Genomic DNA, 25731 nt, shown 5'->3' with positions numbered 1-25731 from the left:
CAGCGATGCGCCGTGAGTCCCATCACAGGCCGTCCCGAAATGGTCTGCTGGTTAACAGTCCCCCTCCCAATGACGAGAAGGTATTCGCATGCAACAAGCACCAATAGCGGGCAGGACAACAGCCGCCGACGCCGTCGCCGGCGCGGCAACCACCGTTCTCAGCCGCGGCCTCAACGTCCGCCACATCCGCTTCATGGCCCTCGGTTCGGCCATCGGAACAGGCCTCTTCTACGGCTCCGCGTCTGCCATCCAAAAGGCGGGCCCGGCAGTTCTCTTTGCATACATCATCGGTGGCGCCGCCGTCTTCATGGTGATGCGCGCGCTCGGCGAAATGGCTGTCCGCCACCCCGTTTCCGGCTCATTCGGCCAGTACGCCAGCCGTTACCTCGGACCGCTGGCTGGGTTCATCACCGGATGGACCTACGTTTTCGAAATGGCCATCGTGGCGATCGCGGACGTGACAGCATTCAGTATCTACATGGGCTTCTGGTTCCCGCAGGTGGACCGCTGGATCTGGGTCCTGGCGATCATTCTGCTCCTCGGGGCCATGAACCTCCTGAGCGTCAAGGTTTTCGGGGAACTCGAGTTTTGGTTCTCCCTCATCAAGGTAGTGGCTATCATCGCCATGATTGCGGGCGGTGCGGCGATCATCGTGTTCGGCTTCCACACGGGCGACGGCGGTGCGGCACCGGGGCTGGGGAACCTCGTTGACCATGGCGGCCTGTTCCCGAACGGTTTCGAAGGGCTCCTGGCCTCGTTCGCCGTCGTCATGTTCGCCTTTGGCGGGATCGAGACGATCGGCATCACCGCAGGCGAGGCCGCAGACCCCAAGAAGGTCATCCCGCAGGCCGTGAACACCGTGCCCGTGCGCGTGCTGCTGTTCTACGTCCTGACTCTCGGCGTGCTCATGAGCCTGTTCCCTTGGAATGAAATCGGCAACAACGGCAGCCCGTTCGTGCAGATCTTCAGCGGCCTCGGCATTCCCGCAGCGCCCCACATCCTCAATGCCGTGGTGATCACCGCGGCGCTGTCCGCGATCAATAGCGATATCTTCGGCGCGGGACGCATCCTCTTCGGTCTCTCCCAGCAAGGTCACGCACCCAGGAGCTTCGGCAAGATCTCCCGTCACGGAGTTCCCTGGATGACCGTTGTCCTGATGGGCGGGATCCTGCTGGTGGGCGTGGTGCTCAACGCGGTGATCCCTGAGAGCGTCTTCGTCATCATCGCCTCCATCGCCACTTTCGCGACCGTGTGGGTGTGGGCAATGATCCTCGCCTCCCACGTAGCCATGAAGCGGGAGATCAAGCGCAAGGGACTGCCGGCGTCGGAATTCGCGTCGCCGTGGTGGCCCACCGCTTCCGTGCTGACCATTGCGTTCATGGCCATGGTGATCGTCATCCTTGGCGTCTTCGAGGACACCCGCGTGGCGTTGTACGTGGGTGCCGTGTGGCTCGGGTTGCTAGTGCTGGCTTACAAGCTGTGGGTCCGCGGCGGCGGGCGCGTCCGTGCGGACCTCGTTGACGAGACCGCCTCGATACCGGTGGTCGCCGAGCGCTCGTAGCTGCGGCGAAGAGGACGACGACGGCGGCCCCCGCCAACCATCGACCGTCACTAGAGGCCAGGGTTATCATCAGGCATGGTTCCGTTCACCAATCTCCTGGCGTTTGCCCTGGCCTCGCTGGTCCTCATCGCAGTCCCTGGTCCCAGTGTGCTTTTCGTGATTGGCCGTTCCCTTGCCCTAGGCCGCAAAGGCGGACTCCTGAGCGTGCTCGGAAATGCCTTGGGCATGGTTCCGCAGATCACCGCGGTAGCCTTGGGGCTCGGCGCGGTGCTGGCGCAATCGATCCTCCTCTTCACTGTCATCAAGTTCGCGGGCGCGGCCTATCTGGTCTACCTCGGCGTGCAGGCGATCCGTCACCGCGGAGGGCGTTCGACGGCGGCCGGTCCGACGCCGTCGCGGTCTAACTGGCGGCTGGTCCGCGAAGGCTTCATCGTGGGTGCGAGCAACCCGAAATCGATCGTGTTCTTCGTGGCGGTGCTGCCGCAGTTCGTGGAATACTCCAGCGGCAGCATTCCAGTTCAACTCGCCGAGCTTGGAGCCGTTTTCCTGGTGATCGCCCTGGTCTCCGACAGCATGTGGGCCCTTGCGGCAGGTACTGCCCGCCACTGGTTCGCGCGCTCCCCTCGCCGGATTTCCACTTTGGGTGCGACTGGCGGGGTCATGATGATCGGGCTCGGCGGAACCTTGGCACTCACGGGCACCAAGTCCTAGCGTCCTTTTCTCGCGGAACCCGCAGCGACAATCGCGGAATCAGCCTGCCGGAAGCCAATCCACGTGCGAATCCGAGTCATAGACGCGGCAAACACGCACTCCGTCCTGGGTAGGACCATCAACCAGCTTGGTGGTGATCTTCATGAGGACGTCGTACGACGCCAGTCCCGAGGCGGCCGTTGACCGCACCGGGGTCCCCGAGAAGGCAATGGAGACGACGATGAATGGCCGCGGAACCACCGTTCCGGTCACTGTTCCGGAATGGGCAGCATCGCTTTTCAGCCGGGCGCTGCAGGTGTCTTCGATACGTTGGATCCCAGCGGCGTCGAGGCCCTGCGCCCCGGGAGCCGGGGCAGGAGCCGGCGCGGCTGGCGCTGGCGCCGGTGCAACCGGGGCGTCGGGCTTCGAGGTGATCGCCGGGCCGGGGGCTGCGGCCTGACTTGAAGGCGCTGCGCTCGAGGAGGCATTCGCGGCAGGCGTTGAGATGGCGGCGCTCGGCGCCGCAGATGGCGCATGGGTGGCTCCCGAAGCGGAGGGAGCCGCGCTGGCGGTGACCGACGGTGTGGCGCCTGCAACTGAGAGTGAGGCTGTCTGGGTGGCATTGAGGGTAATCGCCCCCGCCACTCCGACCGCGACCACGCCCGCAACCACGATTCCTGCTTTTGCCGCTCGTTTCATCGTTCCCAGCTCACTTCCCTGCCCCTTGCGCGGCCAGCCTTTGCGCGGCCAGCGACCGCACCTTCCCCTTCGTGAAGCCCCCGATGTTTCACAGTGCCGGCGCCCCGACAGTGTCATACATGGCGTAGTCGTCAGTAGTCAGCGTGCCGTTGCTGAAGAGGTTCAAGCCGAAGCTCACGGCTGTGGCACCGTCCGGCAGCACGGGAGTGGTGAAGCTGGCCTGGATGTACGTGTCCGACGCCGCCAGCCAGGGACTCGATGTCCAGTAGACCCAGCTGCCCGTAGCGTCCCGGTAATACACCGTAAACTGGGTCACCGCCGTCGAGGTGTACCAGGCCCGGAGCGAATAGCCATGTCCGGCGATGGCCGGCGGAGCGCAGCTGCCGCTATCCATGGTCTGGAGGAGCTTCGCGTCGCCGTCGGTGTAACCGCTGACAACAAGTTGGGCCGCCATTGCGCCGCTGTGGGCCGCGGGCACGGCGCTGAGGGCCGCATTGTTCATTCCGTAGCCTCCGGCCTGCCAGCACTGCGGTGCCCAGCCGATTCCCGCCGTCTCAAGGCCCGCGTTTTGCACCAGGTTGGTACCGGGAGCCGGGGGAACCGGGGCCGGCGCCGTGGCGGTGTCAAACATTTCATAGTCATCCGTGATGAGGGTGCCGTTGCTGAAGAGGTTCAATCCAAAGCTGATTCCGTTTGCACCCGCGGGTAGTGCCGGGGTGGCCCAGGCCGCCTTTTGGTAGCTCGTTGCCGCGGCAAACCATGGGCTGGATGTCCAGTACTTCCATGAGCCCAGTCCAGTTCGGTAGTACAGGGTGAATTGTGTGGGCACCGTAGACGTGTACCAGGCTCCGATGTTGTATTGATGCCCTTCCGTTGCCGTTGGCGAGCATCCGCCAAGGTCCAGGGCCGGCAGCAATTTCGCGTCACCGTCCACATAGCCGGTCATCACGAGCTTCTCGGCGACTGCGCCTGTCCGGCCGGGACTGACCACGGAGTAACTGGGGGTATTGGTGCCATAGCCGCCGGCGAACCAGCACTGGGGCATTCCGCTCACCAAGGTCTCGAGCCCGGGATTCTGCACAAGGTTGCCGTTGGGAGCCTGGGGAGGTACAGCCGGTCCCGAGACCAGCGGCTTGACCGCGCCGCCCATCACTTGGTTGACGGTCTTCACGGTGGTGGTTGCCGGACGCGCCTTGAGCCACACCAGGAACTGTTCAAAAAGGGCCGGCTGGATGTTCAGGGGGTCCGTGCTGTTCGCATCGATGTGGTGGAAGGTCAGCTGCACCCAGCCGCCGGCTGCCTCCGCTTGGGTGACCGAAGTCTGCAAATCGGCCAGCGTCCAGGTGGAATCCACCTCATCGGGCGCCGCCGTGTTGTAGGGGTTGGCCGGGGGCATCGTTTCCGCCAGGCTGCATGTCGGGCAGCTGAAGCGGGTCTTGATGTCACCCAGGCCACGGGCACTGTTGTAGCCGCAACTCTGCGCAATGGCCTCGGCTGAGGCGTTTTCCGAGGCAAAAGGGTACGCGAAATCGGTGACCGAGAAGCCCCAGTTGCTCAGGTTGACCCTGTCGTTGCAGATCTGACGCTTGGCTTCGTCTGGAGGCAGGGTGACCAGGTCGGGGTGGGTCACGGTGTGGCCACCGATCTCATTGCCGTCCGCAACGAGTCCGTGGAGATCCGCCACCGACAGATAGCCGGGGTTGTCTGCAAATCCCGAAACGATGAAGAACGTCCCCGCCATGCCTTGGGCCTTCATGATTTGGGCCGCGTTCAGCTGGTCCGCGTTCCCGTCGTCGAACGTCAGGGAAACAATCGTGGGATTGGCCGCTTGCGCGGCTGGGGCGGCAAACACCAGGGCGACGCTGGCCATGGCGACCGCCGCAATAGCGGCGAACGTACGGGAACGACGACGGCGGGCGCCCGCCGTCGGAATGCTCCGCGGCTTGGGCCTCTCCTGAGTGGGCGGACTGGAAACGCTCATAGATAGACCCCATCTGGCTGCGGCTCAGGGAACCGAACGGCACACAGAACGGGGACACCGAACAGCCCCCGGAACTGACGGAACATTTGCCTTGAGCCTAGGGACTGTTCGCCCGGTCTGGCTTGCGTGGCACCTACCCGTCTTTTGCCCGGACTACTCGGGTGACCACTTGCTTGAATTGGGATTCCCGTCCGAGTAGTTGACCGAGTGGCCTGAGTGGCCCGTGTGGCATAACGGGTGAAAGTCACTCATGTGCCTTGTGTGGTCGGCGCCTACCCTAGGCACATCGCGACTGCAAGGGAGTGGTTTTGATGTTTGATCCCACATCGAGGTACATCGTTCGGATGCGGGTGAGGCGTTGCTTCGCGCTGGCCCGACGACTGCGCCAGGTATTTTCCGGGGCAGCCAAGCAGGCCAAAGTGACGGTCTCCCCTTTCAAGCTTGGCGACTACGTGGCCGGTGACGATCCATTCAACGGGAGCCAGGAAGGCGTAGTGGCCGTCATCAATGGTTCATCGATTGGCTTGCGAACTGTCGTGCGAAGTGGTGGGCCGGTGGTCTACTACGACTACCGTCAGTTGAGGAAGCCGTGGTGAACATGTCCGCCGCCGGCATTCCAGCCAACCGATTCATGACAATCGCCGAGGTTGCCGAGGCGTTGCGGGTATCCAGAATGACCGTCTACCGCCTCGTGAACTCGCACGCCATCCACGCGGTGCGATTCGGGCGGTCATACCGCGTTCCGGAGTCTGCGGTGGAGTCCTACATCGAACACTCCGCAGTGGACGAGGCCGAGCAGCACCCGGACGGCGCCGAAGAATCAGGTAGTTGAACTCCAACGAAGCCGCGGACCTGTCAGGATGTTCGTTCCGACGGAATCGCGTTCCACTGGCGGGCACTCAATCTTGACCACAGCGCTGCCTACAGGTTCGTCGACGCCGAGGAGGAGGCGCACGCCGGCAGCGCCGAGTTCGTAGTGCGGCAGCGCGACGGTGGAGAGCGGTGGCCGCATGTGGGCGGCGATGACTTCCTGGTTGTCGAACCCGACGACGGCCATGTCTTCGGGAATGGACAACCCTCGCTGCTTCAGCCCGTCGTAGAGACCCATGGCCATACGGTCGTTGTAGCAGAAGACCGCCGTGACGTCTCGTTTGAGAAGTTCCTCGACGGCGCCATATCCGCCTTCCTGGTCAGGATACGCGTCGAACACGAGGTGCGGGTCAAATGCGATTCCGGCAGATTCGAGCGCTTCCCGGTAGCCCTGGAGACGTCCATCCTTGGCCGGGGCTGGAATGGTTGCGTTGATGAAGGCGATCCGTCGGTGCCCCTTGCGCACAAGGATTTCAGTGGCTTCCCGTCCGCCGTGGACTTCATCCGGGACCACCGCAAGCGCGTCGGAGCCCGGGGAGAAGCAGTTCACCAGCACGAAGTCGGTCTCCTGCAACGCGGCGGGGATCTCAGTTGGGCGATGGAACCAGGTGGAGTACAGGATGCCGCGAACCTTGTGCTCGAGCATCATGGAGATAGCGTCCTTTTCCACGGGCTCGTCGCCCTCGGTGTTGGCGACCAGCAGCACGAATCCGTGCTTCCAAGCTTCGTCCTGGGCGCCATGGATGATTTGCCCTGCGAAGGGAGTCGTGGCGATCGCGTCAGCGACGAGGCCAATGAACCGTGAACTGCCGCTCACGAGGTTCTTCGCGAGGGCGTTCGGGCGGTATCCCAGTTCACGGATGGTGTCCAAGACGCGTTTGCGGGTCGCGGCGCCGATCCGGGCGTCTTTCTTGTTGTTGATAACGAGGGAAACCGTGGCAACGGAGACCCCAGCCCCTTCCGCTACCTCCCGCATCGTGACCGGATGACTCGTCCTCGGAGTCGCCGGTGGATGCGAGGGGTTAACCTCGGGTTCTTTAGAGCTTTCTTCAGACGTCATTGGCCCTCCCCTCACAGTCTATCCAGTGGCGCTTTCTCACCCCTTCGTCGCCCCGCTCTCGAGGCCCTGGATCATCGCCTTGTTGAGGACGAGGAACACGAGCAGCAGAGGCGTGATCGTGATGCAGACAGCGGCGAACGTCGCGGTCCAGTCCACCTTGCCCATCGCTCCGATGTAGTTCTGCAGCCCGAGCGGGATGGTCTTGAGTCCTTCGGAGAGGACGAACGTGTTCGCGAAGATGAAGTCGTTCCAGATGAAGATGCTGTTCACCAGGACCACTGTCACTACGGTGTTGGTCGAGAGCGGAAGGGTGATCAGCCCGAAGATCCGGTACGGGCCGGCGCCGTCCAACGAGGCTGCCTCATAGGTCTCCCTGGGAATGTATTCAAAGAACGATGAGAAGAGGTAGATCGACATGGGAAGGGCGAACCCTGCCAAGGGGATGATCATCGATTGGTAGGTGTCCAGCAGGTTCACGGACGAGTAGTCGATGAACAGCGGCACAAGCGCGATCTGCACCGGCACGATGATGCCGATCAGGAAGAGGCCACGGACGAATTTGCTGAAGCGGAATCCGAGGACCTGCAACGCATAGGCCGCCATCATCCCCAGCAGGACGATCAGGAGGTTGGCACCCATCGTGACAATGAAACTGTTCAGGATGTTCTGGCCGAGGTTGCCTGTCTGGAACGCGCGAACGTAGTTGTCGAAGCTGATGGAGCTCGGCAGCGCGAAGGGATCACCGGTGGCGAAGTCGTGCTCGTTGCGCAGGCTCGTGAGGAACAGCCAGGCGAGGGGGTAGACCTGCACCACGACGATGAGGACGATCAGCACCCTCGACAAGCTTCGGAAGACGTTTGGCTTACGCCGCCGACGTTGGGGCGCCGGAGTGCTTGGTGGGGCGGGGATCGGCCGGGTAACGGGGGCTGTTTGCGCGGTCATGCGTCAGCCTTTCGTTTGAGCATGAGCAAGATGAATCCGACGGCGACGAGGCACTCGACCACGATGAACACCGAGATGGTGCTGGCGTAGCCGAAGTCGGTGCTGGTGAACGCGGTTTTGTACATGTACGTCGTCAGGAGCTCCGAGGACTGGCCGGGACCGCCGTTGGTCATGAGGTAAGGGATATCGAATCCGCGCAGGCCGTAGGTTGTGGCCATGATGGTGGTGGTGATCCACACGGGCCGGATGTGCGGGAACCTGATTTTGGTGAACAGCTGCCATCGATTGGCGCCGTCCAGGCGTGCCGCCTCTTCAAGTTCCTGGGGGACGGCGAGCAGCGCCGCGTAGATGATGAGCATGTAGAGTCCCGTGAACCGCCAGCCTTCAGGTGCTGAAACTGCGGCGAGGACAGTATTGACGTCGGAAAGCCAGGGACGTTCGAGGGCGCCGAGACCGATCCAGCCGAGGACCTGGTTGAGAAGCCCCACCGGGTCGATCGAGTAGATGCGTACGAAGAGGAAGGCGATGGCCACCGTCGAGATCACCGCTGGCAGGAGATACAGGGTTTTGACGAGTTCGCGGCCCCGGCGCAGGGAGGTCAGGAGGCTGGCGACGAACAGCGCACCGCCCAACTGGAGGACGAGGCAGATGGCGAGGTAGCCGAGGGCGTTGAAGAAAGAACGCCAGAAGACGCCGTCACCGGTGAGCATGTGCACGTAGTTTGCGAAGCCCACGAACTCCATGTCACTGATGCCGTTCCACGAGAAGAAACTGAGGAATAGCGACTGCAGTATCGGGAACAGCACCGCGACGCCATAGAGAAGCAGCGGCGGGAGCAGGAAGACCAGGACCGAGAGTCGTGATCGATTGGGAAGCATGGGAGGGCCTTTCGGGTGGGGGGCCTGAGCCCCCCACCGCTGCGTGTTATTTGAAGAACTTAGGAGCGTTCTGTGCGATGGTGCTATCCATCGTGCTGGTGAACTCGGCAGGCTTGACGTTGCCCTGGGCCAAGAGCACGAGCTCTTGCTGCAGCCTGCTGTTGGTGGTCGGATCAAGCTGCGTGTCCCACGGCATCGCGAGCTTCGATCCGAGATCCTTCGCCTGGTCGATTGCCTTCTTGTACAGCGGCGTGGCGTTGGCCGGAATCGTCGTCTGGACATTCGTCGTCGGAGAGAGGGCGCCCGTGGCCGCGTACTCCGAGGGGTACTTGGCGAGGGCGAACTTCAGGAAGTCGCTCACCAGCGGGTCAAAGGTCTTGGAGTTGACCGCCATGCCGATCCCGGAAGTAGCCACGTACTCGTTGGCGGCCGTCGCGGAACTTGGCGTGGCAGGAAGCGTGAAGTAGTCGACGTCGTTACGCACCGCCGGATTCAGCTTGTCGGTCGCGAGGCTGGGCAGCTCCCAGGTGCCGATGTTGTACATGGCGGCCTTGCCGGAGGTGAAGAGGTTCTGGGCGTCAGAGTAGCCCTGCGACGAGAACCCGTCCTGGAAGCAACCGGCCCCTCCGAGCTGGCTTATCCAGTTGACTGTCTTCTGGCCGGCGGCGTCGCTGAACTTCGCATCACCTTTCTTGAGCTTCTGCACGAAGTCGGGTCCGGCGTCGCGGAAGGGCTGGTAGGAGACGTAGCGTTCAAGGGGCCACTGGTCCTGGCCGTCAAGAGCGAGGGGCGTGATCCCAGCCTTGCGCAGGGCCATGCACATCGCGGGGATGTCGTCGAGTGACTTCGGCACTGATACTCCAGCCTGCTGGAAAAGGGCCTTGTTGTACCAAAAGTACTCGAGCTCGAACTGGAACGGGATCATGTAGAGGGATCCGTCGTCGAAGCGTTGGTAATTCAGTGCGTTCGTCCGGTAGCTGTCGTAGACACCGAGGTCTTTGAGCAGCTTCTCGGCATCGACCATCTTGCCTTGCTTGGCGAGTTGCTGGGCGAAGGGTGTGGCGTCCGTGTCGAACAGCTCCGGAAGCTTGTTCGCAGCGGCGAGGGTTTCGTACTTCTGGATGTACGAGGGCCGGTCAGGGGTGGTGATCAGGTTGAGGGAAAAGCCGGGATGGGTCTGGGCGTACTCGTCGGCCACCTTTTTCATGACGTTGATGACTGCACCGTCGGCCGGCCGGGACAGAAGCCACGAGATTTGCCGCGGTTTGATGTCTCCGGTGGAGTTGACGTTGGAGGCGCTGCCGGCGCCTCCACCGCCGCAGGCGGAGAGGGCGAGGGCTGCGGCCGCCGCTACAGCGGCCGTTCGCATGAGTTTCTTCATGGGGGACAATCTCCTTTGATTTGAACGGAGGTCTGGCGCTGGGTATTTAGTTGTCTGTGCGCTTACGTATCTCAAGTTCAGTGAGAGCGACGGTGCCTTCACCGGCGAAAACGCCGATCCGGCCGTCCGGTAGCCCGTAGATCCGGGTGCTCAACGCGACCTGCCCGTCGACGACGGCGACGCAGAGGTCCCCGTCCACGACAAGTTCGAGGGTGTGCTCTCCCGGGACGAGCTCGCAGGGGCGTTCCAACTCGATCTCGAAGGGGACATCCCCCGAGACGTGCCATTGCGCGTCGCCGTTGATTTCGCGGGGCCATCGGTCGAACACCATGCGGCCGCGCCTCGGTTCCAGGCGGATGATGTAGGACTCGTCTCCGTCCGCGCTTGAGCGGAGCAGCAGGCCGCATTCGGTGGTATCGGCTTCGATCTGCAACACCGCCCGCGCATAGAACTGCCGAGGGAGGACTTCATCGGACACCAAGGCCGTGTACCCGTCAGGGGCATGCAGCGCCGCGGGAAGGTCGCTGCCGAGGGTTACCGGGATGTCGTCCCAGAAGCTCTCGACAAGTTCGTCGGCGAAGGAAAACGCCAGGGTGCCGTCGTCGTTCTGGCGCGCCTCGAGCACGGACATCGTGCCCGCCCACTGCCAGGGGCCGTCGTCGCGGTTGTCCTCTTTGCTGGCGATCCAGCCGAAGAAGAACCGGCGGCCATCCCTCTCGGCCGTCTTCGAGGCATAGAAGGCGCGGCCGTCAACGCTGTCCCGTGGCGGCACGATCCATGGCCCATCGGGGCTTTTCGCCATGCGGTAGCGGGTGGTGAAGGACTCGGAGAATTCCGAATAGACGAGGTACCACCAGTCGCCCCAGGCGAAAACCTCCGGGCATTCGTGGGTGATGTACCGGCGCGGATCCCAGAAGGGCTCCGTGTGCTCCCAGGCCATCAGGTCCGGGGAAACGCATTGGGCGATCACTCCACGGCGGCGCTCCGGGCCTTCCGAGTGCCGTGCGGCCAGCAGCATCCGCCACACACCGCTTGCCTCGTCCTTGAAGACGAACGGATCGCGCCAGTCGCCGGATTCGTAGCCAGCGGGGGCGCCGAAGGTCAGCTCCGGATGCTTAACCCATGTCAGCATTCCGTCCGCGCTCGTGGCGTGCATGACGAGCTGCAACGGAGCTCCGTCGGAGCCGAGGTGCCGCGGATTCTGTCCTGTATAGAACAAGTGGTGGATTCCGGATTCGTCACATACAACGCTTCCCGTGTACGCATTGAAGTCCGCGTCGCCGTCCGCGCCATGGTGCAGCGACACTCCATGGTCTTCGAACAGTGTCAGGTCTTTGGTGGTCACAAGATTCCAGGACGTCCCCGGCTTCGGTTCGTTCCGTACCTCGTGCAGATAGAAGAGCCAAAACTCCCCGTCCTTCTGGAAAGGGATCAAGTCTCCGACCCATCCATCGGCGGGCTGGAAGAAGACTGAGCGAGTCATCGGCGTTGATGTCCATTTCTGCTAAAGCGTTTGATCATGGCAAGCGTAACCGAGGTCACACTTTTGATCAAGCGTTTTAGCAGATTGTTTTACCGGGCACGCCGGCGGTTGGATCGCCGTAGCTAAGCAGTCGCGCAGACCGAGCGGTTCCGCCCGAGGGACTTGGCTTGGTAGAGGGCTTTGTCGGCGGCCGCAATCATGTGGGTCACCTCGGCGTTGACAAGGGTGCTGGGAGCGATGCCGTAGCTCACGGTGGGGAAGGTGATGCCGTCCGGAGTTTTTGCCGAGGCCAAACGGCGGCTGATTTCGCTCGCGATGATTTCGGCGCTCTCCACGTCTGCCCCGGGAAGCAGGATGGTGAATTCCTCCCCGCCATACCTCCCGACGAGGTCTGTGTGGCGGACCGAGGCCTGGCATGCGGCGGCGAATGCCTGGATGGCGGTGTCGCCCGCGGCATGGCCGTGGCTGTCATTGAGGGCCTTGAAATGGTCCAGGTCGGCGAGGATCAAGGTAGAGACCGATCCGATGGAGTGCAGCCGGCCGATTTCCCGCGTGGCCAACTCCAAGAAGGATGTGCGGTTGAGAAGACCTGTCAGGCCGTCGCGGGTGGCGCGTTCGTTGAGGCCGTTAATAAGCTGTTCGTTGCTCAGCGCCGTCATGCTGAAGGACACGGTGACCAGCAGCACCATGGTGATCACACTGGTGGCTGCCGGGCTGAGATAGGTACCGAAGTCCGGCCCGTCGGGCCCCTCCACGACGTACGCGATCCCCCGGCACAAAAAGAACGCGGCCAGGACGCCCGCGGCCAGCGCCAGGGACCGATAGGCGTGTGAAACGCTGGGCTTCAACCGCCAGAGTTCAACTGTTGCCAAGGCCATGCCCATGGACATCATGGCCAGATACACCAAGCCGCCGGACCATGCGTTGGTGGCTGGATTCTCCAGCGCCGCGGCCACAGCGGTGGCGACGGGTCCAGCGAGGATCTGCCATCGCGGGGTCCGGAGCAACCTCAACGAACGCGAGCCCGCCCACACGCTGAATGCCCCGGCCACCAGCAAGGCGTTGCCGAGGGGACCCGCCCAGACCTGCTGGGAAGTCCCGGTGAGCAGGTAGGCCATATTCCCGGCAAGCAAGAGGACGAGGGCAAGGCACCACCAGCCGCTGTACGCCGAGCGGGTCTTGCGGAACGATCCGAAAAACAGCAGGCACAAGGTGAGCGCGACAACGCCCAGAGCCACCTTGAGACTGGCCGGATCGAGACCCATATTCGTTTCCCCTCGCACCCCCACCCCAGCGTACGACATTGAGGGGTGCGTTAGCGGGCGGACCAGCCCCCATCCATCGTGTAGCTCGCCCCGGTGACCATGCCGGCGTCGTCGGACGCCATCCACGCGGCCAGCGACGCGACTTCGTGCGGCTCCACCAGTCGCTTCACCGCGGACTCCGTCAGCATGACCTTGGCCAGGACTTCGGATTCCGGAATCCCGTGGAGCAAGGCCTGGTCGGAGATCTGCCTCTCGACGAGGGGCGTTCGCACGTACCCCGGATTAATGCAGTTGGATGTGACCCCGTGCGGGCCGCCTTCGAGGGCGGTCACTTTGCTGAGTCCCTCGAGCCCATGCTTGGCCGAGACATACGCGCTCTTGAACGCCGACGCCCGCAGCCCATGGACGGATGAAATATTGATGATCCGGCCGAATCCGTTGGCGTACATGTGTGGCAATGCGGCCCGGATGAGCAGGAACGGGGCTTCCAGCATGAGGGTCAGGATTCGGCGGAAGTCTGCCGGCTCGAACTCCTCGATGGGAGCGACTTTCTGGATGCCGGCGTTGTTGACCAGGATGTCGCAATCCAGGCTGAGTCCGGCGAGCGCCTTCGTGTCGAGCAAGTCGACAGCCCAGGCGGTGCCGCCGAGCTTGTCGGCGAGCGCCGCGGCCCCGGCGGCGTCGACGTCGGCCACGACAACTTTCGCGCCCCGCGCGGCGAGGGCCGTGGCACATGCTGCCCCGATGCCGCTCGCCCCGCCGGTGACCAAGGCCTTGCGGCCTTCCAGGGTCATGCGCGGGCACCGATAGGCAGGCCGTGGCGAACAGCGTCGGCGTTGTCAACGTCCTCGAGTGCCACGCCGCGGGTCTCCTTGAGCGTCAAGACGACGACGGCGGTGATGGCGCACGCGACCACGAGGTAGATGGCGGTGGGGAGCCAGGACCCGGTGTCCTTGAGCCACTGGGTCGCCAGCAGCGGGGCCAGCGAACCCGCGAAGATCGAGGTGACCTGGGATCCAAGGGAGACGCCCGAGTAGCGCATCCGTGTGGGGAAGAGCTCCGTCATGATGGCCGGCTGACCTGCGTACATGAAGGCGTGCAGGCATAGGCCTATGGTCACGGCGGCAACGATCACCACGGGGTTCTTGGTGTCGAACATGGGGAAGGCGAAGAAGGGCCACGTGGCACCGCTGATGGCGCCGATCAGGTAGACCGGCTTGCGTCCCCAGCTGTCCGCCAGCCTGCCGATTTGCGGGATGACGACGAAGTGGATGACGTGCGCGATCAGCAAGGCGAGCAGCAGGGACGAGGTGTCGTATTTGTGCACGCTCTTGAGGTAGACGATCGAGAAGCTCACCACGAGGTAGTACATGATGTTCTCGGCGAACCGCAGTCCCATGGCCTGCAGGATGCCCTTGGGGTACTTGCGAATGACCTCGCCGATGCCGTAGCTGATGGCCTGCTCCTTCTCCACTAGGGCCTTCGCCTCAAGGAAGATCGGTGCCTCGGTCACGTGGGTGCGGATGTAGTAGCCCACGAAGACGATCACGGCGGAGAGCCAGAAGGCCACCCGCCAGCCCCAGCCCAGAAAGGCTGCGCTGCTGAGCGTGGTGGACATGATGAACAGGACCAGCGTGGCGAGGAGGTTGCCGACTGGAACGGCGGCCTGCGGCCAGCTTGACCAGAATCCGCGCGACTTGTTGGGGCTGTGTTCTGCCACGAGCAGCACTGCGCCGCCCCATTCGCCGCCGAGCGCGAAGCCTTGGATGAAACGGAGCGCCACGAGCATGGCCGGCGCCCAGTAACCGAGGTCTGCGAAGCCCGGCAGGCAACCCATGAGGAAGGTGGAGACGCCAACAATCACGATGGTGAGCTGCAGCGTGGGCTTGCGGCCGAGCCTGTCGCCGATCTGGCCAAAGACGATGCCGCCCAGGGGCCGGGCAACGAAGCCGACTGCGTAGGTCAGGAATGCCTGGATGATGCCGTCAAGCTCATTGCCGGTAGGCGGGAAGAAGTACTTGCCGAAAACCAGGGTCGCGGCGGTGGCGTAGAGGAAGAATTCGTACCATTCCACCACGGTGCCCACCATCGAGGCGGCGACGATCTTCTTGAGTCCTGAGCCTTTACCGGTCGCGGCGGCGCCTGCTGCGGAGCGTTGTCCTACGCTCATGTCCATCTCCTTAGTGTCCACGCTGACACGTGCTGTGATCCACAACACGAAATGCTCCAATGAGTATTGCCGCACATCTTCGGTGCTTCAATGGCCAAAATGGCACCAAGTGCGTGCAGAATTGCAGATATGAATCCGAATCCGGATGACCTGCTGGTCCTCCTCGCGGTGTCGCGCTCAGGTAAGTTCACGACGGCGGCCCAAGCTTTGGGCCTGAACCACACCACCGTTTCCCGCAGGATCGCCGCACTGGAGAAGGCGCTCGGCGGCCGGGTCCTCGCGCGGGCGGCGGGCGGCTGGGAAGTCACGGAGCTCGGTGCCGAGGCCGTGGGCGTGGCAGAGCGGATCGAAGCGGCGGTGGGCACGCTGGGACCGGAAGACCGCGCACCGGACCCCATTGGCGGCGTCGTACGCATGACTGCAACTGACGGTTTCAGCGCATATATCGCGGCACCCGCCGTGGCGCGGTTGCGGCGAGCGCATCCCGGGCTCACCGTGGAGATCATCACGGTGACGCGCCGGGCACTCCAACAGCGTTCCGGCTTGGATGTGGAGGTGGTGGTTGGCGAACCGCAGGTGCACCGCGCCGAGGCACTGCTGCTGGGCGAGTACATGCTGGGAATGTATGCCTCGCGGGAGTACCTGGCTTTCCACGGAGTACCCTCCACTGTGGAGGAACTGACACAGCATCAGCTCGTCTATTTCGTGGATTCCATGCTGCAAGTGGACGATCTTGACGCCCCTCGCAGGCTGGTCCCGTCCATGCGCGACGGATTGAGCTCCACCAACGTCTTCGTCCATGTGGAGGCGACACGGGCCGGGGCCGGCATCGGCTTCCTGCCGTGCTTCATGGCCGACCGGCACCCGGACCTGGTCCGGCTGCTGCCCTCGGACTTCGCGGAGCTGCTCCCCTACTGGATGGTCCTGCGCCCGGACTCGATGCGCCGCCCGGCTGTTGCCGCCGTCGTGCACGCCCTGCAGGAGGAGACGGCCGCGCACCGGGAACTGCTACTGGCGCGGCGTTAAGGTGCACCGACGGCCGGCAAGGGGTCGTGCCGGACGTGGGCGCCAACGGCGAACGCCCGGACCCGGGCATCGTCCCAGATATGCGCGGGAACCGCCCCGCCGAGGAGCTTCCGCGCCAGTTGGGGATCGTCGCCGAAGGGCTCGTGGCTGCCGGCCATGATCATGTTGCCGTACCTGCGCCCTTTGAGCATGGCGGGGTCGGCGATGATCATGGTGTGCGCGAAGGTGTCTGCGATGGTGGCTGCGTCCTCGCGGGCGTTCTTGAGGTCCGGAGCGTCTCCGGAATTCACGATATACAGCCCGCCCGGGGCAAGCACCCTCTGTGCGTGATCGTTGAACTCCCGGGTTGTGAGCGCCCGTGGTGTGAAGGCTCCGGCAAAGACATCCCGAATGATGAGGTCGCGCGTATCCGGGGTGAGGCTCTCGGTGACCTCCCTCGCTTCACCCACCCGGATTCGAAGCAGCGGGGCCTTGGGGAGATCGAACCAGCCGCGCACGTATTCAGCGAGCTTGCCGTCGAGCTCCACCACCACTTGGCGTGCATCGGGATAAGCCGCGTGGAAGTACCGGGCCAGGGAACATGCTCCGCCGCCGAGATGCAAGGCACGCAGCTTCGGTTTCGCCTCCGGGGGCCACTTGGATTCGACCAAAGCCGCGATCCAGCGCATGTACTCGAAGTCCAGGAACAGCGGCTCCGCAACATCAATGTGCGAGCTCATGACGCCGTTGATCTTGAGGAGCCAGCCGTTGGAGTTATCAGGATCGGCAACGAGTTCACAGTCGCCGGTATCGATGTAGTAAACGCCCTCCACGGGACCGTCCGGCTTTGTGCCGGCGGGCACCTCGATGACTCCGGCGACCTGCCCGGCGCCCCTGTTTTTGCCCCGCTTTGCCACTATAGCCGCCCTCTTCCGGTCATGCTTCAACCCTAGTTGACGCAGCTGTCTTCGCGGTCAGCCCCCGACGGCGCGACGCACCCGGCGTCGTCAGCCCCCGACGGCGGGACGCACCATCCGGATCTCCGGCAGTTCGTGCCACTCCGGCGGCAAGAGCTGCCGCGTACCGTCGGCCTCGAACCCGTTCTTGCGGTAGAAAGCCTGGGCGCGGGGATTGTCTTCAAGCACCCAAAGGAAGGCGGCAGCGTTGCCGATCACGGCGTCCACCAGCGCCTGCCCCACACCCAAACCGTGCACACGACGCAGGGTGTAGATCATTTGCAGCTGCAGCTCGCAGGGCCGGTCCTCATCCCGGGCCTGACCAGCAGAGGCGAGACCAACCAAAACGCCGTCGGCGTCGTGGGCCAGCATCGGCTTGTAGGAGCCTGCCAAAGCCTCCCGTTGCCTCTCGATCCGGGCGTTGATAGTGGCTTCCCGGAAGGCGAAGAACTCCTCGGGCAAGAGACGGCGGTAGCTTTCGCGCCAAGCAGCCAAATGCATGCGCGTCAGGGACTCGGCATCGTCCACCGTGGCGGGACGGAGGGTAAATTCCATGGGCACAGCCTAGCGTCACACAACCCGGGCTATCGCGAATCCATCCCAGCCTTTGGTCCCGACCGTTTGGATGGCCGTTGCGTCGAGGCGTGGGTCCCTGCCCATCATCTCCAAGGCGTCTACGATGCCCGGAGCATTCACCTCGTCCATGGAAGGATCCAGGATGGCGCCTTCCCAGATGACGTTGTCCATCACGATCACGGTCCCCGGCCTCCCGAGCCGGATGGCCCAGTCGAGGTAATTGGGATCGTTCTCCTTGTCCGCGTCAATGAAGACGAAGTCGAACGGCTCATCCCGCGCGGGATCTTCGGCCAGCGCGGCAAGCGTCTCCAACGCCGGTCCGATCCGGATGTCCACCTTGTGGCCCACCCCTGCCATGTCCACGTTCGCGCGGGCCACCCTGGCGTGTTCCGGGAGGTATTCGCAGGTGACCAGCCGGCCGTCGTCGGGCAGTCCCTGGGCCATCCAAATGGCGCTGAACCCGGCCAAGGTGCCGATTTCCAGTACGCGCCGGGCACCGGAGATCTGTACCAGCATCTTGAGCAGTTTGCCCGCGTTGGGCGCCACCTCGATGGGCGGCATCCCGGCGTCGACGGCCGATTGGACCGCGTGTGTGAGCGCCGCGTTTGGGCGGACGACGGCGGCGGACAAGTATTCCTCGACAGCCACCCAAGCTGGCTGGGCCTTGTGTTCAAGCATGGCCCCAGTCTGGCACCGGGTCCGGGCGGAGGGAAGGACTGGCGGGGACCCGCGCAGTCCCGCGGGCCGCCAGTGGATCCCTACTCCCCTTGGGCGATCGCGCTTTCCAACCGCTCGACCTTCCCGGTGAGTTCCCCCGTGTACCCGGGGCGGATATCCGCCTTGATCACCAAGGAGACCCTGTTTCCGTATTTGCCCACGGCCTCGGTGGCGCGCTTGACGACGTCGAACACCTCGTCCCACTCCCCCTCGATGGTGGTGAACATCGAGTCAGTTTGGTTGGGGAGTCCCGATTCGCGGACGATCTTCACGGCCTCGGCAACGGCGTCGTGCACCGAGCCATCAACCGATACGGCGCCAGCAGCAGGCTGGCCGGACGGGGCAACTGAAAAGGCAAGCAACATGAATCCAGTCTTTCATGGGCAAGAATGTCACAAAACTATTGGGAGCCCCTCCGTTGCTACTGTGAGCAGCATGGACCGGCCCTTAGAACGCAAGCCACTCAGAGCTGATGCTGCACGCAATGTGGACAAGATCATCACGGCCGCACGCCAGTGCTTCCGCGAGCTGGGCCCAGAGGTTCCGCTGCAGACGATCGCCGCCACCGCAGGTGTTGGCCCGGCTACCCTGTTCCGCAACTTCGCTGACAAGGAACAACTTGTCCTGGCTGCACTATCGCGGCAACTCAGGCTGAATGTGGACCCCGTGGTGGAAGACGCCCTGGCAGCCATGGATGCCGCCGTCGGGCTCATCCGAGTGATCGACGCCGTGGTGCAGGTTGCCAGTGAAGACGCGAACCTGCTTGGCGCCGTCGCCGGCCGTCGAGGGCTCCTGGTTGGCATCACTGGTGGATTGATCGATTCGATGGCAGAGCTGCTTGCCCGTGGCCAGGGCCAAGGCTCGCTGCGCCGGGACATCTCAATCGAGGACATGGTCCGCCTTGTTGCCATGCTGATCGGCGCCGTGGACACTATGGAGCCGGGATCCCGCGCCTGGGAACGGCCGGTTGCCCTGCTCGAGGACGCCATCCGCACCGAACGTCCGTCGCGCCCCCTGCCGCCTCAAACTCCCATCCCGGGGATGGCCTTCGAGGAAACAGCGCACGACGGCGGCGCGCACCACAGCGACCGTTAGACCCGCCCACGGCGGGTCGCCGCCGTCGGGCTCGCCAAAAGACCCAGTCAGCGCCAGCCGAGCAGCCGCAGGCAGGCGGCCGCCGCTGATCCGACGATGACCACCACGAGGAACGGCGCGCGGAGCCATAGTGCAATGGCCCCCACGACCAGGGCGCCGAGCCGGGCGTCGAAAGCCAGGGACTGCCCCGACGCCACCGCGTTGACCACGGTCAGGGACGCCAGCAGGCCGATGGTCATGGTGCCGGCCACGCGCATCATCCGGGGACTCCGCAGCAGCTTCGCAGGCACGAAGTAGCCCGAGAGCTTGGTGAGGTACGCCAGGCCGCAGGCGATCAGGATCCAGAGCCAGAGATTCATTCGGCGTTCCTTTCCTTGCTGGCTTGGCCCGCCTGGTCCGCGCGAGAATGCTCGTGCTGATAGGGATCGACGTCGGGCTCCATGCCTTCGTCGCTGCGTCCGTGGCTGAACCAGCCGATGGTTCCAGCCACGACGGCGGCCACCAAAATGGGCACCCCGGCCGGAACGAACGGCACCGCAATGATGGTTGCCAATGCAGCAGCCGCGGCAATCGCCCACGGCTCACGTCCTTTGAGCCTCGGCCACAGCAACCCAAGGAAAGCTGCCACGGCCGCGCCATCGAGCCCCCATTGCTTGGGGTCGCCCAGGGCATCGCCTGCCAAGGCTCCGACGGCCGTGAAAATGTTCCACAGCACGAAGATTCCGACTCCGGCGGTCCAGAAACCACGGCGTTGTTCATCCCGATCGCTTTGGCCCGACGCCGTGGCCGTGGATTCATCGATGGTGATGTGGGCCTGCGGGTACTTGAGCCAACCGCCGGGACGCAACAGGGCGTTCATCTGCATGCCGTAGATGCCGTTGCGCAGGCCCAGCAGGGCGGCCGCAGTCATGGCCGCAATCCCGGAGCCACCACCAGCCACCACGCCAATGAAGGCGAATTGCGAGCCACCGCTGAACATGAGCAGGCTGAACGCCATGGTCTGCCAGAAATTGAATCCGGAGGCCGAGGCCAACGCCCCGAACGAGACGCCGTAGAGGCCCGTTGCGATGCTGATGGAGAGGCCCACCTTCACTGCCGGGGATTCGAGGAGTTTCATACGCCCCGTTTCGTTCCAGCCAAGCTCCAAGCCCATACGATCAAGGGGACCTGCAAGGGAAGGCGCAGTGTGTGAATTCGCCGCTCGGACGTGGTTCCGCCGGGAGAGTACGCGCGGCGGAGCGCGTCCACATGGCCGGCCAGGAACGCAGTGAACATCAGCGTGGTGCCGCGGGCCGCGGCCTTGCGCGTGGCAGGAATAAGGAGCCCGACGGCGGCGGCCGCCTCGAGCAGTCCGCTCACCGCGATCCATTCCTCCCGGGACATGACCGCCAAGGCGCCGTTCCGGGGTGCAGCTGCGTTGGCAATGTTGTGGCCGTCTTCGAGATCGGCCTGGCCGCCTACATTGTCCTCACGGCACAGATAGTCCGGGACCACGGGAGAGAAGAACTTCGGCTCCTCGAAGTGCTTCTTAGCGCTCGCGAACAATAGTGCGCTCAAGGCCGCCGCGGAGATTGTCTGGGCTGTCCGGGCGGACCATGAAAAAGGCATGTATTCATGCAACCACAGCCCCGCCCGGCACGATAAACGGAAAGGTGGCGCGCAGGGCAGCAGCAACGTCATAACCGTTCAGAGTATTGAACTCAGTTCAGCATAGTGTTAGCTTCTCTTGGTGGCTGTTGCCCGGCTATGTCCACCGCCACAAGAAATTCAACGAGGAGTTCCATGCGCATTGCCCGAGTACAGACCCCTTCCGGCCCCCGGCACGCAGTGCTGCGCAACGGAAACTGGGATCACATCGAAGATCCTTTTGCCGAAACCCTCGCTTACACCGGGGAGTCCAGTTCTGCCGACGACGCCGTGTTCCTTGCCCCGGTGCGGCCTTCCGTCGTGCTTGGAATCGGGCACAACCTGGGCAATAACAGCCATGTGCTGCCCATCCAGGCATGGCACAAGTCCGTCCACAGCATCGCCGGCCCCGGTGATGACATTGTGGCCGTACGTGGCGCAGGAACGGTCAACGTAGAAGGCGAGCTGGCCGCCGTCATCGGGAAGCGGGCCGAGAAGCTCACGGCCGAGAACGCCTTGAGCCATATCCTCGGATACACCGTGGTCAATGACGTCACCAACGTGGACCAGAACCAGATCGACGAAAAACTGTTCCAGGGCAAATCCGGCACCAATTACACACCGCTGGGGCCGTGGATCGAGACCGACATCGAGGATCCGGACAACGTCAGCACCGAAGTAGTGGTCAACGGCGAGGTCAAGGCCCGCTCCGGCTCCTTCAACCTGCCGTCCTCCATCACGGACTGCCTTGTCTACGTCACCGAATGGCTGACCCTGGAGCCGGGAGACATCATCATGACGGGAGCCCCGAACACCTTCGTGGCAGTTCAGCCTGGCGACCGGGTGGACATCACGCTGGGCGGCATCGGAACCCTCAGCAACACGGTCATCTGACTGGCAGTTGTTGTCGTTATAAGGCCCCATAACGACAACAACTGCGAGTTAGTTGGGAGCCTAAAGCTGGGCCAGGACCTGCGCCGGCTTGTTGGTGGTGATCTCGTGGATGCCCAGGCCTTGGCAGAGGGCAACATCGTTCTCCGAGTCAACGGTCCACACCCGGAAGCGTCGGCCTGATTCCAGCCAACGCTGTACGGTGCGGGCGTGTTTGCGGACGTAGTCGATGCCCGGGCCCGCCAGTCCGACTTCACAGTCGTCCAGGATCCGTTCGCCTTCCTGCTGGGCTGCCTTCATCACGTTGGCTACGGCTCCCCCGGTGATGACGCCCAAGCCAAGTTCATCGCGGACTTCTTCCACCGTGACATCGTCCACGAGCTGGCAAATGTGCTTCGCGGGAACGAACTGGAGCAAGTGCTTGACGGAATCCGGGCTGAAACTCATGAAGGAAACCTGGATGTTGTCCACCATGGAGGTCTCCGCGTTCCACCCTTCACTGCCCAGAAGCTCCAGCACACGGTCTTCGAGCTTGAGCTGGTACGGGCTGGGGTGCTTGAGCTCAATGGCCAAGCCGATGTCCCTCCCGGCGCCGCGCAGGATCTCCAGCAGTTCAGCGAGCGTCAGCAGCTGCTCCGACTTTGCGCCGTACTGCTCCGGAATACGGGCGCCCTTCCAGGAGGAGAAGTCGAGTTGGCGCAGCTCTTCGAGCGTCTTGTCGGCCACCGGACCCGTTCCGTCCGAGGTACGGTCCAGGTTTGCATCGTGGAGCAGGACAACGTGCTGGTCCCGGGTCAGGTGGACATCGCACTCGACGCCGTCGGCGCCGTCGGCGATTGCCTTCAGGAATGCGGCACGCGTGTGCTCCGCAAATGCGGCACTGGCTCCACGGTGGGCGTAGACCATGGGCCGCGTGTTCTGCTCCGTGCTTTGGTCTGGGCGACCGGGCTCGTCATTTGTCATGGGGACACGGTAGCCCACGCCCATGACAGCGACGGGGCTACGCTGGGCACATGCAGGTGAACTCTGAACAAATCCCGGTGACGGACAGTGCCCTCCCGGGAAAGGCCCCCCGGCACGCGGGCGCCAGGACCGCCTCAACGGTTGCGCCCGGCGTCGGGCAACGGAACGGTGACGCCGAAAAGGCAGCTGCCCTGCGTCGGATGAAGTCGGTGGCGCTGGCACTCTTGATCCTCATGGCGCTGGTTTTCACGGCCGCTTTCGCCTTGCAAAAGCAGTACCCGTGGATGGAATATGTGCGGGCGGCTGCCGAGGGCGGCTTGGTGGGAGCGCTGGCCGACTGGTTCGCCGTCACTGCGCTGTTCAAGTACCCCATGGGCCTCAAAATCCCGCACACGGCCATCATTCCTCGGCGGAAGGACCAGATCGGCGCCTCACTGGGGGAGTTCGTGGAGACAAATTTCCTGTCCGAGCAGGTGGTCCAGGAGAAGCTTGCGAGCGTGGACATCGCACGGAAAGCCGGCACGTGGCTCGCTTCCCCGGGCGGCGCCGAGCGCGTCGCCAAGGAGGGTTCAGCGGTGATCCGCGGCGCGTTCACCGTCCTGAACGACGACGACGTCCAGGCAGTGATCGAGGGCATGGTCCGCAAGCACTTGCTGACTCCGCCGTGGGGACCGCCTGTGGGACGGATGGCCGAGCGGATCTTCGCCGAAGGCCACCACCATAAGCTGGTGGACCTGTTGGTTGACCGCGCCGCGGACTGGGTGGAAGCGAACCACTCCACCGTGAACCGGCTCGTGTCCGACCGTTCTCCCCTGTGGGTTCCGTCCTTCGTGGACGACATTGTGGGCGGCAGGGTCTACAACGAGATCTCCAAGTTCGTCCGGGCGGTACAGCAGGATCCCGATCACCAAGTGCGCCAATCGATCGATACCTACCTCAACGATCTCGCCCAGGATTTGCAGCACGATCCTGCAATGATCGCCCGGGCCGAAGGCATCAAGACCCAGATCCTTGGTGATCCCGAGGTCCGCGAACTTGCCTCCCGCACGTGGGGCACCATTAAGAACGCGCTGCTCACCGCCGTCGACGATCCAGACAGCGAGCTGACCCAACGCTTCAAAAGCGCCGTGCGGGACTTCGGTTCCCGGCTTGTCAGCGACGACGAACTGGCAGGCAAGGTCAACGCGTGGATCGGGGACGCCGCTGGCTACCTCGTGAACACCTACCGCTCGGACATCGCCGGGGTCATCACGGACACCGTGGCGCGCTGGGATGCCGAGGAAACATCGCAAAAGATCGAGCTCCAAGTCGGCAAGGACCTGCAATACATCCGCATCAACGGAACCGTAGTCGGATCATTGGCCGGGCTGGCGATCTTCACGGTGGCGCACCTGGTGTTCGGCTGACACCAGTCCGGCGGGGGAACCCCTCAGCCCAGGAAACGGATCCGCTGGCCGGGGCGGGCTTGGCCTAACAAGTCCAAGTCCGTGCGACGCACCACCGCTATGACGGGGTACCCGCCCGTCACGGGATGATCCGCCAGGAATACCGTGGGAAGGCCCGACGGCGGCACTTGCAGCGCGCCGAGCACCATGCCTTCGCTGGGCAGTTCCTCGAGCCGGGTCTGGGTGAGCGGGCGGCCCACCAACCGGGCACCGATCCTGTTGGAATCGGGCGACAGGGTCCATTCCTGGCTGACAAGGCGGCGCCAGGAATCCTCGTCGAACCAGTCTGCACGGGGGCCGCGGTCCACTCGGGCTGTGATGGCGCGCCCGGGATCCGGGGCGCGCCGGATAGCAGGCAGGGCCGCTACGTTGTTGAAGGCCCAAGTGCCGGAACCGTTGCCCACTGAAAGACGGCCGATCCCCAACTGCTCACCCGATTTCAACGGCGCGGGGCCTTCACCGGAGAGCATGTCCGTGCTGCTTGAACCGAGGAGCTTGGGCGCATCGATCCCTCCCTGCACAGCCAGGTAGTACCGCAGACCGAACAGCGGAACCCCGAAATCCAACACTGCCCCGGGAGCAACACGGACGGCTTGGTTGAATGGCACTTCGGCACCATTGAGTGTCACGATTCCCTCCGCACCTGACACCGCAACAGTGGACGCGGTCACGAACCGCAAGCGAAGCCCGCCCAGCAATATTTCCAGCCCGGCCGCCTCCACAGGATTTCCCACCAGCAGATTGGCGAGGCGAAGAGATTGCCGGTCCAAGGCACCGGAAGGGCTCAGCCCCAACGAAGCCCAGCCCTGCCTGCCGAGGTCTTCCACCAGGGTGAGCGGGCCGGGGTTCACCACCACAATCGCCATCAGGCCTCCACGAACCGCACCACGTCGCCCGGCCGAATCAGCGCGGGGTCCGCTTTGGACGCATCCCACAGTGCCGCCGTCGTGGTTCCGATCAGCTGCCAGCCGCCCGGCGAAGATCGCGGGTAGACGCCGCTGAACTCGCCCGCGAGACCAACAGCCCCGGCCGGCACAGCGGTGCGCGGGGTGTTCCGACGCGGGACGCGGAGCCGCTCATGCGTGGTGACCAGGTACACGAAACCGGGCGCAAAACCGGAAAAAGCGGCCGTCCATTGTGAGGTCGTGTGAAGCTTGACCACCTCGGCCTCGCTCATGCTGAGGAACTGCGCCGTTTCGGCAAGGTCGGGGCCACCATAGGACACTTCGATGGTCACTTCCCGGCCGGAGCTGACGGCGTCCCGTGCGGGCTCGGCGGAGTCCAGCCAGTCGCGGACCTCGGCGGGACGGATCGCCCCGGGATCGAAGGTGACCAGGACGGTCCGGGCGGCGGGCACGACGTCGATGATCCCCCGCGGTAGGGAAAGGCTCGCAGAGACTCCGGCCCCGGTCAGTCCTCGGTAGTACGCCACCACGGCATTGAGGTCCGGCAGTTCCACCAAGAAAGCGCTGTCCCC

The 25731-nt window shown here is 63.9% G+C and carries 28 protein-coding genes; 8 read left to right on the top strand and 20 right to left on the bottom strand.

Annotated elements, in window-relative coordinates:
• Window positions 1-88: 88 nt before the first annotated feature.
• Complete coding sequence (locus tag ACX5I4_RS00850) at window positions 89-1561, top strand: amino acid permease (protein WP_461834986.1); 1473 nt, start codon at window positions 89-91, stop codon at window positions 1559-1561.
• A 75-nt stretch (window positions 1562-1636) separates the two neighbouring features.
• The gene (locus tag ACX5I4_RS00845; RefSeq protein ID WP_461834985.1) at window positions 1637-2272 is read left to right on the top strand and encodes a LysE family translocator; all 636 of its coding nucleotides are present in this window, start codon (window positions 1637-1639) and stop codon (window positions 2270-2272) included.
• 39 nt (window positions 2273-2311) lie between these two features.
• Here the strand turns inward: ACX5I4_RS00845 and ACX5I4_RS00840 are convergent, their stop codons facing one another.
• Together ACX5I4_RS00840 and ACX5I4_RS00835 are read right to left on the bottom strand one after the other, a co-directional pair.
• Complete coding sequence (locus tag ACX5I4_RS00840) at window positions 2312-2950, bottom strand: hypothetical protein (RefSeq protein ID WP_461834984.1); 639 nt, start codon at window positions 2948-2950, stop codon at window positions 2312-2314.
• Window positions 2951-3038: 88 nt separating this feature from the next.
• Entirely contained in the window at window positions 3039-4931 is a 1893-nt protein-coding gene (locus tag ACX5I4_RS00835) for a polysaccharide deacetylase family protein (RefSeq protein WP_461834983.1), read from the bottom strand.
• Window positions 4932-5242: 311 nt separating this feature from the next.
• Here ACX5I4_RS00835 and ACX5I4_RS00830 point away from each other — a divergent pair, with 311 nt between their 5' ends.
• Together ACX5I4_RS00830 and ACX5I4_RS00825 are read left to right on the top strand one after the other, a co-directional pair.
• Complete coding sequence (locus ACX5I4_RS00830) at window positions 5243-5527, top strand: hypothetical protein (RefSeq protein ID WP_461834982.1); 285 nt, start codon at window positions 5243-5245, stop codon at window positions 5525-5527.
• A gap of 2 nt (window positions 5528-5529) precedes the next feature.
• Complete coding sequence (locus ACX5I4_RS00825) at window positions 5530-5763, top strand: helix-turn-helix domain-containing protein (RefSeq protein ID WP_461838616.1); 234 nt, start codon at window positions 5530-5532, stop codon at window positions 5761-5763.
• Here ACX5I4_RS00825 and ACX5I4_RS00820 read toward each other — a convergent pair.
• The 8 genes from ACX5I4_RS00820 to ACX5I4_RS00785 form a co-directional block, all read right to left on the bottom strand.
• On the bottom strand, window positions 5752-6777 hold the full coding sequence (locus tag ACX5I4_RS00820; protein ID WP_461834981.1) for a LacI family DNA-binding transcriptional regulator: 1026 nt from the start codon (window positions 6775-6777) through the stop codon (window positions 5752-5754). The genes ACX5I4_RS00825 and ACX5I4_RS00820 overlap by 12 nt on opposite strands.
• 120 nt (window positions 6778-6897) lie before the next feature.
• Window positions 6898-7803, bottom strand: a complete 906-nt coding sequence (locus ACX5I4_RS00815) for a carbohydrate ABC transporter permease (RefSeq protein WP_461834980.1) — start codon at window positions 7801-7803, stop codon at window positions 6898-6900.
• A complete protein-coding gene (locus ACX5I4_RS00810) occupies window positions 7800-8681 on the bottom strand; it encodes a carbohydrate ABC transporter permease (RefSeq protein WP_284754488.1) in 882 nt (293 codons plus the stop codon). The genes ACX5I4_RS00815 and ACX5I4_RS00810 overlap by 4 nt, the downstream gene beginning before the upstream one ends.
• A 46-nt stretch (window positions 8682-8727) precedes the next feature.
• On the bottom strand, window positions 8728-10062 hold the full coding sequence (locus tag ACX5I4_RS00805; protein ID WP_461834979.1) for an ABC transporter substrate-binding protein: 1335 nt from the start codon (window positions 10060-10062) through the stop codon (window positions 8728-8730).
• Between the two features lie 46 nt (window positions 10063-10108).
• On the bottom strand, window positions 10109-11545 hold the full coding sequence (locus ACX5I4_RS00800) for a GH32 C-terminal domain-containing protein (protein WP_461834978.1): 1437 nt from the start codon (window positions 11543-11545) through the stop codon (window positions 10109-10111).
• Between the two features lie 122 nt (window positions 11546-11667).
• Window positions 11668-12810, bottom strand: a complete 1143-nt coding sequence (locus tag ACX5I4_RS00795; protein ID WP_461834977.1) for a GGDEF domain-containing protein — start codon at window positions 12808-12810, stop codon at window positions 11668-11670.
• A 50-nt stretch (window positions 12811-12860) separates the two neighbouring features.
• On the bottom strand, window positions 12861-13604 hold the full coding sequence (locus tag ACX5I4_RS00790; protein WP_461834976.1) for a 3-hydroxybutyrate dehydrogenase: 744 nt from the start codon (window positions 13602-13604) through the stop codon (window positions 12861-12863).
• Complete coding sequence (locus ACX5I4_RS00785; protein WP_461834975.1) at window positions 13601-14980, bottom strand: MFS transporter; 1380 nt, start codon at window positions 14978-14980, stop codon at window positions 13601-13603. The genes ACX5I4_RS00790 and ACX5I4_RS00785 overlap by 4 nt, the downstream gene beginning before the upstream one ends.
• A gap of 129 nt (window positions 14981-15109) precedes the next feature.
• On the opposite strand from ACX5I4_RS00785, the gene ACX5I4_RS00780 reads away from it, so the two are divergent.
• Window positions 15110-16006 (top strand): LysR family transcriptional regulator, encoded by an 897-nt coding sequence (locus tag ACX5I4_RS00780; RefSeq protein WP_461834974.1) that lies wholly within the window; start codon window positions 15110-15112, stop codon window positions 16004-16006.
• On the opposite strand, the gene ACX5I4_RS00775 is transcribed toward ACX5I4_RS00780, so the two are convergent.
• The 4 genes from ACX5I4_RS00775 to ACX5I4_RS00760 form a co-directional block, all read right to left on the bottom strand.
• Window positions 16003-16902 (bottom strand): spermidine synthase, encoded by a 900-nt coding sequence (locus ACX5I4_RS00775; RefSeq protein WP_461834973.1) that lies wholly within the window; start codon window positions 16900-16902, stop codon window positions 16003-16005. The two genes, ACX5I4_RS00780 and ACX5I4_RS00775, sit on opposite strands and share 4 nt — an antisense overlap.
• A gap of 90 nt (window positions 16903-16992) precedes the next feature.
• Entirely contained in the window at window positions 16993-17496 is a 504-nt protein-coding gene (locus ACX5I4_RS00770; protein ID WP_461834972.1) for a GNAT family N-acetyltransferase, read from the bottom strand.
• 15 nt (window positions 17497-17511) lie between these two features.
• Window positions 17512-18195 (bottom strand): O-methyltransferase, encoded by a 684-nt coding sequence (locus ACX5I4_RS00765; RefSeq protein ID WP_461834971.1) that lies wholly within the window; start codon window positions 18193-18195, stop codon window positions 17512-17514.
• 80 nt (window positions 18196-18275) lie between these two features.
• A complete protein-coding gene (locus ACX5I4_RS00760; RefSeq protein ID WP_461834970.1) occupies window positions 18276-18599 on the bottom strand; it encodes a thiamine-binding protein in 324 nt (107 codons plus the stop codon).
• Between the two features lie 70 nt (window positions 18600-18669).
• On the opposite strand from ACX5I4_RS00760, the gene ACX5I4_RS00755 reads away from it, so the two are divergent.
• Window positions 18670-19329 carry a TetR/AcrR family transcriptional regulator gene (locus ACX5I4_RS00755; protein ID WP_461834969.1) on the top strand — a complete coding sequence of 220 codons (660 nt, stop codon included), beginning with the start codon at window positions 18670-18672 and terminating at the stop codon, window positions 19327-19329.
• Between the two features lie 47 nt (window positions 19330-19376).
• On the opposite strand, the gene ACX5I4_RS00750 is transcribed toward ACX5I4_RS00755, so the two are convergent.
• From ACX5I4_RS00750 to ACX5I4_RS00740, 3 genes are read right to left on the bottom strand one after another with little or no spacing between them, the layout of a single operon-like run.
• Window positions 19377-19688 carry an AzlD domain-containing protein gene (locus ACX5I4_RS00750; RefSeq protein ID WP_461834968.1) on the bottom strand — a complete coding sequence of 104 codons (312 nt, stop codon included), beginning with the start codon at window positions 19686-19688 and terminating at the stop codon, window positions 19377-19379.
• Window positions 19685-20446: an AzlC family ABC transporter permease gene (locus ACX5I4_RS00745; RefSeq protein ID WP_461834967.1), complete on the bottom strand. Its 762-nt coding sequence runs from the start codon at window positions 20444-20446 to the stop codon at window positions 19685-19687. The genes ACX5I4_RS00750 and ACX5I4_RS00745 overlap by 4 nt, the downstream gene beginning before the upstream one ends.
• Window positions 20443-20937: a DoxX family protein gene (locus ACX5I4_RS00740; RefSeq protein ID WP_461834966.1), complete on the bottom strand. Its 495-nt coding sequence runs from the start codon at window positions 20935-20937 to the stop codon at window positions 20443-20445. Before ACX5I4_RS00740 ends, ACX5I4_RS00745 begins: the two co-directional genes overlap by 4 nt.
• Window positions 20938-21111: 174 nt before the next feature.
• On the opposite strand from ACX5I4_RS00740, the gene ACX5I4_RS00735 reads away from it, so the two are divergent.
• Complete coding sequence (locus ACX5I4_RS00735) at window positions 21112-21849, top strand: fumarylacetoacetate hydrolase family protein (protein ID WP_461834965.1); 738 nt, start codon at window positions 21112-21114, stop codon at window positions 21847-21849.
• A 60-nt stretch (window positions 21850-21909) separates the two neighbouring features.
• On the opposite strand, the gene ACX5I4_RS00730 is transcribed toward ACX5I4_RS00735, so the two are convergent.
• Window positions 21910-22809 (bottom strand): glycerophosphodiester phosphodiesterase, encoded by a 900-nt coding sequence (locus tag ACX5I4_RS00730; protein ID WP_461834964.1) that lies wholly within the window; start codon window positions 22807-22809, stop codon window positions 21910-21912.
• A gap of 50 nt (window positions 22810-22859) precedes the next feature.
• On the opposite strand from ACX5I4_RS00730, the gene ACX5I4_RS00725 reads away from it, so the two are divergent.
• The gene (locus ACX5I4_RS00725; protein WP_461834963.1) at window positions 22860-24215 is read left to right on the top strand and encodes a DUF445 domain-containing protein; all 1356 of its coding nucleotides are present in this window, start codon (window positions 22860-22862) and stop codon (window positions 24213-24215) included.
• A gap of 23 nt (window positions 24216-24238) precedes the next feature.
• Here the strand turns inward: ACX5I4_RS00725 and ACX5I4_RS00720 are convergent, their stop codons facing one another.
• Window positions 24239-25120 carry a 5-oxoprolinase subunit C family protein gene (locus ACX5I4_RS00720; protein WP_461834962.1) on the bottom strand — a complete coding sequence of 294 codons (882 nt, stop codon included), beginning with the start codon at window positions 25118-25120 and terminating at the stop codon, window positions 24239-24241.
• Window positions 25120-25713, bottom strand: a complete 594-nt coding sequence (pxpB, locus tag ACX5I4_RS00715) for a 5-oxoprolinase subunit PxpB (protein WP_461838615.1) — start codon at window positions 25711-25713, stop codon at window positions 25120-25122. Before pxpB ends, ACX5I4_RS00720 begins: the two co-directional genes overlap by 1 nt.
• Window positions 25714-25731: the final 18 nt, after the last annotated feature.

It is taken from the genome of Arthrobacter sp. MMS24-S77 (assembly GCF_054888235.1).
Note: the sequence above shows the minus strand (reverse complement) of the source record. Positions and strands in the feature narration are given on the sequence as shown.